Source organism: Candidatus Skiveiella danica, assembly GCF_022705245.1.
Classification (GTDB): Bacteria; Pseudomonadota; Gammaproteobacteria; order Burkholderiales; family Burkholderiaceae_C; genus Skiveiella; species Skiveiella danica.
The window spans coordinates 319-547 of sequence record NZ_JAKJEW010000183.1 but is presented as its reverse complement, the minus strand read 5'-3'; the positions used below and the strand labels follow the sequence as shown (position 1 = coordinate 547).

Annotated in this window: 1 protein-coding gene; it reads left to right on the top strand. The window is 63.8% G+C overall.

What is annotated here, in order from left to right; translation table 11 throughout:
• Positions 1–73: 73 nt before the first annotated feature.
• Positions 74–229: biopolymer transporter ExbD (locus ACMUOY_RS20875; protein WP_413894615.1), on the top strand; the 156-nt coding region annotated here is incomplete at its 3' end.

The following is a 229-nucleotide window of genomic DNA, read 5'->3' as shown; positions in this document are numbered from 1 at the left end:
CACTGTCTGCGGCTCACGGACTTGCCAACACCGGCGTCCTACCCGATCCTGACCCGCAATCGGGAGCCTGACCGTGCGCCGCCGCAAACTCGTCAGCCAGATCAACGTGGTGCCGTTCATCGACGTCATGCTGGTGCTGCTGATAGTGTTCATGATCGCCACGCCATCACTGCGTACTGGCGAGATTGAGCTGCCCAGCGTCGGGCAGCCACTGACGCCGTCGCAGGCC